Annotated in this window: 11 protein-coding genes, 1 tRNA gene and 1 pseudogene; all 13 read right to left on the reverse strand. The window is 59.9% G+C overall.

From position 1 onward, the window contains the following. Window positions 1–83: 83 nt before the first annotated feature. On the reverse strand, window positions 84–4,220 hold the full coding sequence (gene rpoB, locus HUS57_RS05225) for a DNA-directed RNA polymerase subunit beta (protein ID WP_173931825.1): 4,137 nt from the start codon (window positions 4,218–4,220) through the stop codon (window positions 84–86). 171 nt (window positions 4,221–4,391) lie between these two features. Next, window positions 4,392–4,769 carry a 50S ribosomal protein L7/L12 gene (gene rplL, locus HUS57_RS05230; protein WP_173931826.1) on the reverse strand — a complete coding sequence of 126 codons (378 nt, stop codon included), beginning with the start codon at window positions 4,767–4,769 and terminating at the stop codon, window positions 4,392–4,394. A 53-nt stretch (window positions 4,770–4,822) separates the two neighbouring features. Further along, window positions 4,823–5,341 (reverse strand): 50S ribosomal protein L10, encoded by a 519-nt coding sequence (rplJ, locus tag HUS57_RS05235; protein WP_173931827.1) that lies wholly within the window; start codon window positions 5,339–5,341, stop codon window positions 4,823–4,825. A 348-nt stretch (window positions 5,342–5,689) separates the two neighbouring features. Then, the gene (gene rplA / locus HUS57_RS05240) at window positions 5,690–6,391 is read right to left on the reverse strand and encodes a 50S ribosomal protein L1 (RefSeq protein WP_173931828.1); all 702 of its coding nucleotides are present in this window, start codon (window positions 6,389–6,391) and stop codon (window positions 5,690–5,692) included. A gap of 4 nt (window positions 6,392–6,395) precedes the next feature. Then, entirely contained in the window at window positions 6,396–6,824 is a 429-nt protein-coding gene (gene rplK / locus HUS57_RS05245) for a 50S ribosomal protein L11 (RefSeq protein WP_173931829.1), read from the reverse strand. 128 nt (window positions 6,825–6,952) lie between these two features. Beyond that, entirely contained in the window at window positions 6,953–7,480 is a 528-nt protein-coding gene (gene nusG, locus HUS57_RS05250) for a transcription termination/antitermination protein NusG (RefSeq protein ID WP_173931830.1), read from the reverse strand. A gap of 28 nt (window positions 7,481–7,508) precedes the next feature. Beyond that, window positions 7,509–7,712: a preprotein translocase subunit SecE gene (gene secE, locus HUS57_RS05255; protein ID WP_173931831.1), complete on the reverse strand. Its 204-nt coding sequence runs from the start codon at window positions 7,710–7,712 to the stop codon at window positions 7,509–7,511. A 232-nt stretch (window positions 7,713–7,944) separates the two neighbouring features. Beyond that, a tRNA-Trp gene (locus tag HUS57_RS05260) sits at window positions 7,945–8,020 on the reverse strand. A 215-nt stretch (window positions 8,021–8,235) separates the two neighbouring features. Then, a complete protein-coding gene (tuf, locus tag HUS57_RS05265) occupies window positions 8,236–9,411 on the reverse strand; it encodes an elongation factor Tu (RefSeq protein WP_173931460.1) in 1,176 nt (391 codons plus the stop codon). A gap of 155 nt (window positions 9,412–9,566) precedes the next feature. After that, complete coding sequence (locus tag HUS57_RS05270; RefSeq protein ID WP_173931832.1) at window positions 9,567–10,055, reverse strand: Lrp/AsnC family transcriptional regulator; 489 nt, start codon at window positions 10,053–10,055, stop codon at window positions 9,567–9,569. A gap of 107 nt (window positions 10,056–10,162) precedes the next feature. Further along, window positions 10,163–10,802 (reverse strand): annotated as a pseudogene (locus HUS57_RS05275) (uracil-DNA glycosylase family protein). 21 nt (window positions 10,803–10,823) lie between these two features. Next, window positions 10,824–11,435 (reverse strand): glutathione S-transferase, encoded by a 612-nt coding sequence (locus tag HUS57_RS05280; protein WP_173931833.1) that lies wholly within the window; start codon window positions 11,433–11,435, stop codon window positions 10,824–10,826. Next, complete coding sequence (locus HUS57_RS05285; RefSeq protein WP_173931834.1) at window positions 11,432–12,094, reverse strand: thermonuclease family protein; 663 nt, start codon at window positions 12,092–12,094, stop codon at window positions 11,432–11,434. Before HUS57_RS05285 ends, HUS57_RS05280 begins: the two co-directional genes overlap by 4 nt. Window positions 12,095–12,126 lie beyond the last annotated feature (32 nt).

The following is a 12,126-nucleotide window of genomic DNA, read 5'->3' on the forward strand; positions in this document are numbered from 1 at the left end:
ACGAAATCACCTCGTTTCGTTTCATCACCTTCCGCCTTCGAGGCGCACCGCGGATGGCCGCGGTGCGCTGATGATGGTTGCAATCATTCGGCAGCTTCGGGCAGTGCTGGAGGCGACGCATCGAGCCGCGAGTTCTCCAGTTCTACATTGAGGCCGAGCGAGCGCATCTCCTTGACCAACACGTTGAAGCTTTCCGGAATGCCCGCCTCGAACGTGTCGTCGCCGCGCACAATGGCTTCATAGACTTTCGTGCGGCCGGCCACGTCGTCCGACTTGACGGTAAGCATTTCCTGCAGCGTGTACGCGGCGCCATAGGCCTCCAGCGCCCAGACCTCCATCTCACCGAAGCGCTGACCACCGAACTGAGCCTTGCCGCCCAGCGGCTGCTGCGTAACCAGCGAGTAGGGACCGATGGAACGTGCGTGGATCTTGTCGTCCACGAGGTGGTGGAGCTTCAACATGTAGATGTAGCCCACGGTCACCTGGCGGTCGAACGGTTCGCCCGTACGCCCATCATAGAGCGTTACCTGCCCGCTGGTCTCAAGACCCGCTTCCTCCAGCATCGAGTTGATGTCAGTCTCATGCGCCCCGTCGAAAACGGGCGTCGCGACAGAGACGCCATGGCGAAGCTGGTTACCCAGCCTGATGATGCTGTCGTCGTCATAATCGCGCACTGGCTCGTTGCGATCATTGGCCGGAATTAACCTTTCGATCTTCTCCCGGATCGGCTTGATATCGCCCGCTTCCTTGTAGGCGTCGATCAGTTCCCCGATCTGCCGTCCAATGCCTGCGCAGGCCCAGCCAAGATGCGTTTCCAGGATCTGGCCGACATTCATGCGTGAAGGCACACCCAGCGGGTTAAGCACGATGTCCACATGGGTTCCATCATCGAGGAACGGCATGTCCTCGATCGGAACGATCCTGGAAACCACGCCCTTGTTTCCGTGGCGGCCGGCCATTTTATCTCCCGGCTGCATCTTGCGCTTCACGGCGACGAAGACCTTTACCATCTTCATCACGCCGGGCGGCATTTCATCGCCGCGCTGCACCTTCTCGACCTTGTCCATGAAACGCTGCTCAAGCGCGTTCTTGGACTCATCATACTGCGCACGCAAAGCTTCGAGCGCATTCTGCAGTTTCTCGTCCTCGACGGCGAACTGCCACCACTGCGAACGAGGATAGTCGTCGAGAAGTTCCGCGGTGAGCGTCGTACCTTTCTTGAAGCCCTTGGGACCGGCGATCGCTTCCTTGCCGATCAGCATCTCTGAAAGACGCGCATAGACGTTGCGGTCCAGAATGGACTGCTCGTCGTCACGGTCCTTGGCAAGCTGCTCGATCTCCTCGCGCTCAATGGCCATGGCGCGCTCGTCCTTCTCCACCCCGTGGCGGTTGAAGACGCGCACCTCGACCACCGTGCCGTAGGCGCCGGGGGGCATGCGCATGGAGGTATCGCGGACGTCGGATGCCTTCTCGCCGAAGATGGCGCGCAGAAGCTTTTCCTCCGGCGTCATCGGGCTTTCGCCCTTCGGCGTGATCTTCCCCACCAGGATGTCGCCCGGCTGGACCTCCGCACCGATATAGACGATGCCTGCCTCGTCGAGATTCTTCAGCGCTTCTTCCGAGACGTTTGGAATATCGCGCGTGATCTCCTCAGGCCCAAGCTTCGTGTCACGCGCCATAATCTCGAACTCCTCGATGTGGATCGAGGTAAAGACGTCGTCCCGCACGATGCGCTCGGAGAGCAGGATGGAATCCTCATAATTGTAGCCGTTCCAGGGCATGAAGGCGACGAGCACGTTCCGTCCAAGAGCCAGATCTCCAAGATCCGTGGACGGGCCATCCGCAATGATGTCGCCCTTATTGACCTGGTCACCCACACGCACTAGCGGACGCTGGTTGATGCAAGTGTTCTGGTTCGAGCGCTGGAACTTCTGCAGCCGGTAGATGTCCACGCCGGATTGCGAAGCGTCCACATCTTCCGTAGCCCGGATGACGATACGCGTTGCATCCACCTGATCGACAACACCCGTACGGCGCGCGACAATGGCTGCACCGGAATCACGTGCCACGACCGGCTCCATGCCCGTACCCACGAACGGGGCCTCGGCACGCACCAGCGGCACGGCCTGACGCTGCATGTTAGAGCCCATAAGCGCCCGGTTTGCGTCGTCATTCTCAAGAAACGGAATCAGGGCCGCAGCCACCGAAACAAGCTGTTTTGGCGACACGTCCATCAGGTCCACGTTCTCACGCGGGGCCATCATCACCTCGCCGCCATGGCGGCAGACGACGAATTCTTCAGCAAAGCCGCCGCTCTCGTCGATCTGGGCGTTCGCCTGGGCGACGTAATGCTTTGCCTCCTCCATGGCCGACAGATAGACGACCTCCTCGGTCACCTTGCCATCGACGACCTTCCGGTACGGCGTCTCGATAAAGCCGTACTTATTGACGCGGGCAAAGGTGGCGAGAGAGTTGATCAACCCGATATTCGGCCCTTCCGGAGTCTCGATCGGACAGATGCGGCCGTAATGGGTCGGGTGCACGTCGCGCACCTCGAAACCAGCACGCTCGCGCGTAAGCCCACCGGGTCCAAGAGCCGAAAGGCGTCGCTTGTGAGTGATCTCCGAAAGCGGGTTCGTCTGGTCCATGAACTGCGAGAGCTGCGAAGAACCAAAGAACTCGCGCACGGCCGCCGCCGCCGGCTTGGCGTTGATCAGGTCCTGCGGCATCACAGTGTCGATCTCTATGGAGGACATGCGCTCCTTGATCGCCCGCTCCATCCGAAGCAGACCCACGCGGTACTGGTTCTCCATGAGCTCGCCCACCGAGCGCACGCGCCGGTTGCCGAGATTGTCGATGTCATCGATCTCGCCCTTGCCGTCACGCAGCTCCACGAGAATCTTCACGACGGCGACAATATCTTCCTTACGCAGGACGCGCACGGTATCCGGGCAATCGAGTTCAAGACGCATGTTCATCTTCACGCGCCCGACCGCGGAAAGGTCGTAGCGCTCTGGATCGAAGAACAGCGAGTGGAACATGGCCTCCGCCGTCTCCAACGTGGGCGGCTCGCCCGGCCGCATCACCCGGTAGATGTCGAACAGCGCATCCTGACGGCTCTCATTCTTGTCCGCGACGAGCGTATTGCGGATGTAACCGCCGATATTGACGTGGTCGATATCGAGGAAGTTGACCTCCTCAACGCCCGTCTCCAGCAGCACCTTCAGCGTCTTCTCGTCGATCTCGTCGCCCGCCTCAAGATAGATCTCGCCCGTCTCAGGATTGACGATATCCTCGGCAAGATAATTCCCGAGCAGGTCGTCCTCCGTCGCCCGGATAGCCTTCAGCCCTTTTTCCGCAAGCTGACGCGCTTGCCGAGCAGTCATCTTCTTGCCCACCTCAAGGACCACCTCGCCGGTGTCGGCATCGATGATGTCGGCTGTTGCTTTCATCCCCCGGAAGCGCTCAGCAGAGAACGGAATGCGCCAGTTCTCCCCATCGCGAATGAAAGTAAGGCGGTTGTAAAAGGTCGACAGGATCTCCTCGCCGTCCATACCCAGCGCCATAAGCAGAGACGTTACGGGGATCTTGCGCCTGCGGTCGATACGCGCATGCACGATGTCCTTGGCGTCGAACTCGATGTCGAGCCAGGAGCCGCGATAGGGAATAACGCGCGCGGCGAACAGCAGCTTGCCGGACGAGTGGGACTTGCCCTTGTCATGATCGAAGAACACGCCCGGCGAGCGGTGCATCTGAGAGACGATCACCCGCTCGGTGCCATTGATGATAAAGGTGCCATTGTCCGTCATGAGCGGCATGTCGCCCATATAGACGTCCTGCTCCTTGATATCCTTGATAGATTTTGCCTGCGTGTCTTCGTCGACATCGAAGACAATGAGGCGCAGCGTCACCTTTAGTGGCGCCGCATAGGTCAGATCGCGCTGACGACATTCCTCGACGTCGAACTTGGGAGCCTCGAATTCGTATCGCACGAATTCGAGCATCGCCGTTCCGGCAAAGTCCGAGATCGGGAACACCGACTTGAAGACCGCCTGCAATCCCTCGTCGGGGCGCCCGCCCTCGGGCTCCTCGACCATGAGGAACTGGTCATAGGATGCTTTTTGAACCTCGATAAGGTTCGGCATCTCCGCAACTTCCGGAATCTTCCCGAAAAACTTGCGTACGCGCCTGCGACCGTTGAAAGTCTGGGTCTGGGCCATCGTCGCTCCTTGCCTGCCGCTTGCCTGCCATCACGCGCCGCCCTGCGGGCGGCCAATCGAAACGGATAAAAACCCGTTTCCTGAAAGCCCTTTTCTGGCCCTCAGGAAAAAGGTTCTTCCTGTCCCTGTCGCATCGGCCCGCGAACATCTGCCCGCGGGCCGAGGCGCAAGTTATTTCAGCTCGACCTTGGCGCCAGCTCCCTCTAGCTGAGCCTTGATCTTCTCTGCCTCGTCCTTTGCCACGCCTTCCTTGACCGGCTTCGGCGCCGCCTCGACCAGATCCTTGGCTTCCTTGAGCCCGAGGCCGGTGATGGCGCGCACTTCCTTGATCACGTTGATCTTCTGAGCGCCGGCTTCCGCCAGAATGACGTCGAACTCCGTCTTCTCCTCAGCGGCCGCCGCAGGAGCAGCACCACCGGCAGCCGCAGCCACCGCCACAGGCGCTGCCGCGGAGACGCCCCACTTCTCTTCCAGCATCTTGGAGAGCTCTGCCGCCTCAAGAACGGTCAAGCTCGAAAGGTCCTCAACGATCTTCGCAAGATCAGCCATTGTTCATTTCCTTCAAAGTTCGAACTGTGTTGATTTCGGTCTAACGAACGGCCTCACGCCGCCTCATCCTTCCGGGCATAGGCGCCAACGACGCGTGCGAGCTGACCCGCGGGTGCGTTGACAACCTGAGCGATCCGTGTCGCCGGCGTCGAAATCATGCCGACGATCCTGGCCCTCAGCTCGTCGAGCGAGGGCAGCGAGGCAAGAGCCTTCACACCCTCCGCATCGAGTACGGTCGCGCCCATCGCTCCGCCAAGAATGACGAGATTGTCATTGCCCTTGGCGAAATCATGGGCGACCTTCGCTGCGGCCACCGGATCATCCGAATAGGCGATCAGCGTCTGTCCCTGGAACAGCGCCTGCATGCCTTCGGACTTGGTACCCTGAAGAGCGATCTTGGCGAGACGGTTCTTCGCGACCTTGACCGTTCCTCCCGCCTGCCGCATCTTCGACCTCAGGTCGTTCATCTGCGCGACGGTCAGACCGGCATAATGCGCCACGACCACTGAACCAGTGCTCTCGAACACCTGGTTCAGGTTCGCGACGAACTCGCGTTTCTCCGCTCTGTCCACAGCCTTTCTCCAGTTGACGGCCGGTCATCACAAGACCTGCCGCCGGGTTGCCTTTTGCCGGACGGGCATCCGGTTGGGATCACCCGAACGACGCTCGAGGATCCTGCCCCCTTTCGCCGCACCAGACTTCAAGCCGGTTTCGGGCAAAAGGCCAACACGGTTCGAACCTTTCATCGACCGGGGAAACCCCGCGCCTCAGATCGGTCTTACCCGTCTCATGCAGGCTCCTTAACGGAATTAAGGCGGGCCGCCTGCAATCTCGGACAGGATATCCGGAGGTCTCCCTCCGGGTTTTCAGACCGTTACCGGCCTGAAGAATGCCGGGAAGATGCCCTCCCCGGCTTAACTCTATGAAGCCGCCAGGCTTCCCAGGTCGATCTTCACGCCCGGGCCCATGGTGGATGTGATCGCCACGCGCTTCAGATAGTTCCCCTTGGCGCCGGAGGGCTTTGCCTTGATCACCGCATCGGCAAAAGCACGCACATTCTCGGTGATCGCCTGATCGTCGAAGGACACCTTGCCTACGCCTGCATGAACGATACCTGCCTTCTCCACGCGGAACTCTACAGCTCCACCCTTTGACGCCTTGACTGCCGCCGCCACGTCGGGCGTCACCGTGCCGACCTTGGGGTTGGGCATAAGCCCGCGCGGGCCAAGCACCTTGCCCAGGCGCCCCACCAGCGGCATCATGTCAGGTGCGGCAATGCAGCGGTCAAAATTAATCTCACCCCTCTGCACCGCTTCGACCAGATCCTCTGCGCCGACGATATCGGCACCTGCCGCCCGGGCTTCATCGGCCTTCTCGCCCCTGGCAAAGACCGCCACCCGAACTTCACGCCCCGTGCCATTTGGTAGATTTACGACGCCGCGCACCATTTGGTCAGCATGCCGGGGATCGACGCCTAGATTCATCGCCACTTCGACCGTCTCGTCGAATTTGGCCGAGGCGCGCTCCTTGATCAGCTTCACCGCCTCCTCCAGAGGATAGTAGCGGTCCCGGTCAATGCCATCGCGGTTCTTGGCCACGCGCTTGGAAATCTTCCTCGCCATTGCCCTACTCCACCACTTCCAAGCCCATCGAACGGGCAGATCCTTCAACCATGCGCATCGCAGCCTCCACGTCATTGGCGTTGAGGTCCGCCATCTTCGCCTCGGCAATCTGGCGCAGCTTCTCGCGTGAGATCTGACCAACCGTCTGCTTGCCAGGCTCCTTTGCGCCCGACTTCAGCTTCGCTTCCTTCTTCAGGAAGAAAGTTACCGGCGGCGTCTTCATGGTAAAGGTGAAGGACTTGTCCTGGTAGTAGGTAATCACTACCGGGATGGGCGATCCCTTCTCCATTTCCTGGGTCTGCGCGTTAAACGCTTTGCAGAACTCCATGATATTAATGCCGCGCTGACCAAGCGCAGGACCGATCGGCGGCGATGGCGTCGCCGCCCCCGCCGGTACCTGCAACTTGAGCTGGCCTGCGATCTTTTTAGCCATGTCTCATCTGCCTTGTTGTAATGCCAACCTCGCGGCTGGCGGTTGCAGCTTGGTGGTGCGGGATACCTGGCCGCCGGCTAAACGGCCCACCCCTTCCACCGCTCCGTTCCGGATGCCCGGAAAGCCGGTCAAGTTTTCTCGACCTGACCAAACTCCAGATCGACGGGTACGGCGCGCCCGAAGATCGAAACCTCCACCTTGAGCCGAGAACGCTCCTCGTCCACTTCCTGCACATGACCGTTGAAGGAGGCGAAGGGACCATCCGATACACGCACCTGTTCGCCGATCTCAAATGTAACGGAAGGCTTCGGCCGCTCGACGCCCTCCTGCACCTGAGTCAGGATGCGCTCGGCCTCCGCATCGGTGATCGGAACCGGACGCGAATCGCCAAGGAAGCCCGTCACCTTGGGTGTATTCTTGATCAGGCTGAACACGGGGTCCGTAAGATTGGCCTTCACCAGCACATAGCCCGGGAAAAACTTCCGCTCCGCATCGACTTTGCGCCCGCGACGGACCTCAACGACCTTCTCCGTCGGCACGACAACCTGCTCGATCTGGTCGACAAGCCCTTTCTGGCGCGCCTGCTCCTGGATAGACTCGGCTACCTTCTTCTCGAAATTGGAATAGGCGTGGACGATGTACCACCGCGCAGTCATCTTGTAATTCTCTCCTTTTGTCGCGACGTCAGACACCCAGTCCGAGGATCATCTCGATCACCCACGACATTAGCTGGTCAGCGGCAAAGAAGAAGAGTGCAGCCAAAGCAGCAAACACAAGAACCATCACCGTTGAAATGAGTGTCTCCCGCCGGGATGGCCAGGTCACCTTCGCGGTTTCAGACCGCACCTGCTGGAGAAATGTGAAAGGATTCGTGGTCTTGGAGGCCATCTAACGCTCATATTCCTTATACGCCCGGGCAAAACCCGAACTTCAGCCGCGCCGGCATGCAACCAAGCCGCCCCACGGCACGCCAACCAGACAGCTGGCCAATTCCGCACACGCGACAAAGGCGCGTAAAGCCGACTCCCAGCTCCACGCACCATCTGCTTGCTGCTCTACATAATTCGTCTTCACGTACTTCGCAAGTGGCTATGCGGGCAATTGTGTCTAATCAAGGGAATGGCAGGGGCAGAGGGGCTCGAACCCCCGACCTGCGGTTTTGGAGACCGCCGCTCTACCAACTGAGCTATACCCCTAGAATGCCAGATTAATGCTTACCTATTTCTTCTTTCCCCGCGGTGCAAGCCCACATTCGGATAAGTGCCGGTTCCGGTTCCCATTTCCGCAAATCCGTCGATGCTGCCACCACCGCGCAGCCCCGCCGATGGATTCCCGAAAAGCGAACCTGGAGCCATTCCCGGGGAAGCACACGGGCAGCAAAAGCCGCCCGCATGATGAGTAAGCCTGCTTCTTACTCGGTGATGGATGCGACGATGCCGGCGCCGACGGTGCGGCCGCCCTCGCGGATGGCAAAGCGCAGGCGCTCTTCCATGGCGATCGGCACGATCAGTTCCACATCCACCGTCACATTGTCGCCCGGCATCACCATCTCCGTGCCCTCCGGCAGCTTCACGATGCCCGTCACATCCGTGGTGCGGAAATAGAACTGCGGACGATAGTTGGTGAAGAACGGCGTGTGGCGGCCGCCCTCTTCCTTCGTCAGGATATAAGCTTCGGCCTTGAACTTCGTGTGCGGCGTCACCGAGCCCGGCTTGCAAAGAACCTGGCCGCGCTCCACACCCTCACGGTCAACGCCGCGCAGAAGCGCACCAATATTGTCGCCCGCCTGACCCTGGTCGAGCAGCTTGCGGAACATCTCAACGCCCGTCACCGTCGTCTTCGTCGTCGGGCGGATGCCAACAATCTCAACCTCGTCGCCCACCTTCACGATGCCGCGCTCAACGCGCCCCGTCACAACCGTGCCGCGGCCGGAAATCGAGAACACATCCTCGATCGGCATCAGGAACGGCTGGTCGATCGGCCGCTCGGGCGTCGGGATATACTCGTCCACCGCCTTCATCAGCGCGCGGACCGCATCCTCGCCGATCTCCTTGTTCGTGCCCTCAAGCGCCGCCAGCGCCGAGCCCTTGATGATCGGAATGTCGTCGCCCGGAAACTCATAGCTCGACAGAAGCTCGCGAACCTCAAGCTCGACAAGCTCAAGAAGCTCCGGATCGTCAACCTGGTCAACCTTGTTCAGGAACACAACAATCGCCGGAACACCAACCTGGCGCGCAAGAAGAATGTGCTCCCGCGTCTGCGGCATCGGACCATCGGCAGCCGAAACAACAAGAATCGCACCGTCCATCTGCGCCGCACCCGTGATCATGTTCTTCACATAGTCGGCGTGACCCGGGCAGTCCACATGCGCATAGTGACGGTTCTCCGTCTCATACTCCACATGAGACGTCGAGATCGTGATGCCGCGAGCCTTCTCTTCAGGAGCAGCGTCAATCTGCTCGTAAGCCTTGAACTCTCCAAAAAACTTCGTGATCGCAGCCGTCGTCGACGTCTTGCCGTGGTCAACGTGACCAATCGTTCCGATGTTCACATGCGGCTTCGTCCGCTCAAATTTACCCTTGGCCATCTCACAATCCCCAGGCGACGTGTTTCAGGTTGATTGCGGGGCGATTAGCGATAAAGCCCGCAAATTACAAGTCCCTTGTGGCCGGCTGCGGGTGTGGTGCACCCCGATACAGCCAACAGCCCAATCCCCCGTGCCACGCAAAGCGAATGAAACTTTCACGCCGCGCTTGCAGCCTCCTTGTCTAAAACGAGATAATCCAGCGGAAGTTCGGTCGTGTACTTGATTTGCTCCATGGCAAACGTTGAGGAGACGTCATGGATCTCGATCTTTGAGATCAGTTTCTTGTAGAATGTGTCATAGGCGGCGATATCGGGAACGACAACGCGCAGAAGATAGTCCACGTCACCGCTCATGCGGTAGAATTCCACTACCTCAGGAAACTCCTTGATAACCTCGGAGAAGCGAAGCAGCCATTCCTGGCTGTGGGCGTTGGTGCGGATCGACACGAAGACCGTAACCTGCGCATTTACCTTGATCGGATCGAGGATTGCCACGCGGCGGCGGATCACTCCCTCTTCTTCCAGCTTCTGGATGCGGCGCCAGCATGGGGTGGTGGAAAGCCCCACCTTCTTGGCGATATCAGCTACTGCAAGCGTTGCATTCTCCTGCAAAAGGCGGAGGATTTTGCGGTCAAGACGGTCCATCAGAACTCTCCGTGCAAATATATTCTCCGGATGCCCAAGAAAGATGCCATTTGCAAGAAAATTTTTCTCTTAAATATATGCAATTGCTGTAGAGAGGCCCCTCTTCCTCACAAGTGCGCCTTCACTTCGCTCTTCAAAGCCGGCAGCAGTTCCTCCTCGAACCACGGGTTTTTTCTGATCCATGCCGTATTGCGCCAGGAAGGGTGCGGCAGCGGGAATATCCGGGGTCGGGCGCGCCTTGCCAGAAGCTGTTTCCAGGAGCGAACTGTTTCCGTCATATTCTTTTGCGCCAGGTTTGACAGGTGCCAAGCCTGTGCGTAGCGGCCGACAGCCAGCACCAGTTCAACCTGCGGCATCTCGGCCAGAAGCCTTGGGCGCCATTGCGGTGTGCATTCGCGCCGCGGGGGCAGATCGCCACCGGACTTGTCATATCCTGGGAAGCAGAAGCCCATTGGAACGATGGCGAATTTGGCGGCATTGTAAAACGTCTGCCGGTCGACGCCCAGCCAGTCGCGCAAGCGGTCCCCCGACCGGTCATCGAAGGGCAGCCCGGTTGCGTGGACTCGCGCCCCCGGTGCCTGGCCGGCGATCAAGATGCGCGCGCTACGCGAAGCGACAGCGACGCGAAGCGACAGCGACCGGCCGCGGCTCATGGGGCAGCGTCGGCCCGAGCGGGCTGTCCCTGCAAACTCGGCAGGCCGATATTTCACGAAGCAGAGCTTCCACCGAGTCGCTACTTTCCGTCATGGAGCCTTGTGCTGCCGCCAATCAGGCTGAGGCGCTGGGACGTGCGGCCACGTTCTCATACCATCGCCGCAGGTGAACAAGCTCGGCCGGCACCTCGATGTGAGCGAGCTTCATGAACTGAACGGAAACCAGTCCTGTAATGTCCGCGATGGTGAACCTCTCGCCTGCAATGAAAGGCCTGCGGGTGAGCTCTTCATCAAGAAAGCGCATGAACTCCAGCGCCTTGGGCTTGTTTGCCTCGCCCCACTCCGGCACCTGCGGCACTTCCCACTCCTTCATTGCCGGGTGCAGATGTCGAAAAGCAGCGGCGACCGGCGCGTAAAGGCCGAATTCGATTCGCCTCTGCCACATCTCCACTAATGCATGTTCGCGCACTCCAACGCCGAAAAGCGGCGGCTCCGGGTGCAGCTCTTCGAAATACCTGCATATGGCAACAGATTCGGTGATCACCGTCCCATCGTCGAGCTCCAGCACCGGCAGGCGCTGCAGGGGATTGAGCCGTGAAAGCTTTTCGCCACGATGTTCCATGGCTGCCATGTCCACCGGAACGAGCGGTATTTCCAATTCCTTTTCGGCAAGGAAGATGCGTACGCGTCGGGGATTTGGTGCGCGGCCACCGTCATAAAGCTTCATTCACTTTCTCCCATGCTGCCTGGCAGCCCCTCACCCGCTTTCCAGAATAATTGTCTAAGCATGCTTATCAGGCGACCGATCCCGGTATGAGGCTCCTCCCTGGCCTGACCTTTTCGCGCACGCCAGTCTTTGGGGCGCTCGAAGGTGCCTGCCCAAAGCCCCCCGCGCTTGGAACGAGCATCCGCCTCTGCCTCATGGTAGTCACCATAAGCAATCGCCCATCCTGCTTCCACCATTGCATGGTTGAGATCAAGGCCCCCTGCACGGCAGCGGGCTAGCAGCCGGCCGTAGCGGTCGCGCTCCCGACCTTCGCAGATGAGTTCGCCGTGTCGCACCAGCTTCGCCAGCGCACGCCGGGCCTCGTTGCCGCAGGCGTAAGTCTGTCCGCCGGCAACGCATTGCTGGCCGAGTTCCGGCGCATCTATTCCTCGCAGGCGAATGCGTTCTCCGGCAAGAGTCAAGCTATCCCCGTCTCCGACCGAAAACGGCCCGGTAAGCTGCCGCACCGCAAGCTGATCGAATCTTGCGGCCAGAAGCATGAGCAGCAGGAGGATCGCGCCCGCGAGCATGATATCTGCAAGCGGTCTCCTCCGCGCTGCCTGATGGCGGCGCAACCGCAGGGTGCGGTAGCCCGAGCCGCGGAAGGGTCTTTTAATCATTGTAAAATAGATTCATGCACAAACGCGGGTTG

Source organism: Chelativorans sp. Marseille-P2723, from assembly GCF_902809845.1.
Taxonomy (GTDB): Bacteria; Pseudomonadota; Alphaproteobacteria; order Rhizobiales; family Rhizobiaceae; genus Chelativorans.

Excerpts from the sequence above, each read along its gene's own strand:
- rpoB (WP_173931825.1), bottom strand. The coding sequence starts at position 4,220 with ATGGCCCAGACCCAGACTTTCAACGGTCGCAGGCGCGTACGCAAGTTT.
- rplL (WP_173931826.1), bottom strand. The coding sequence starts at position 4,769 with ATGGCTGATCTTGCGAAGATCGTTGAGGACCTTTCGAGCTTGACCGTT.
- rplA (WP_173931828.1), bottom strand. The coding sequence starts at position 6,391 with ATGGCGAGGAAGATTTCCAAGCGCGTGGCCAAGAACCGCGATGGCATT.
- rplK (WP_173931829.1), bottom strand. The coding sequence starts at position 6,824 with ATGGCTAAAAAGATCGCAGGCCAGCTCAAGTTGCAGGTACCGGCGGGG.
- nusG (WP_173931830.1), bottom strand. The coding sequence starts at position 7,480 with ATGACTGCGCGGTGGTACATCGTCCACGCCTATTCCAATTTCGAGAAG.
- secE (WP_173931831.1), bottom strand. The coding sequence starts at position 7,712 with ATGGCCTCCAAGACCACGAATCCTTTCACATTTCTCCAGCAGGTGCGG.
- tuf (WP_173931460.1), bottom strand. The coding sequence starts at position 9,411 with ATGGCCAAGGGTAAATTTGAGCGGACGAAGCCGCATGTGAACATCGGA.
- HUS57_RS05270 (WP_173931832.1), bottom strand. The coding sequence starts at position 10,055 with ATGGACCGTCTTGACCGCAAAATCCTCCGCCTTTTGCAGGAGAATGCA.
- HUS57_RS05280 (WP_173931833.1), bottom strand. The coding sequence starts at position 11,435 with ATGAAGCTTTATGACGGTGGCCGCGCACCAAATCCCCGACGCGTACGC.
- HUS57_RS05285 (WP_173931834.1), bottom strand. The coding sequence starts at position 12,094 with ATGATTAAAAGACCCTTCCGCGGCTCGGGCTACCGCACCCTGCGGTTG.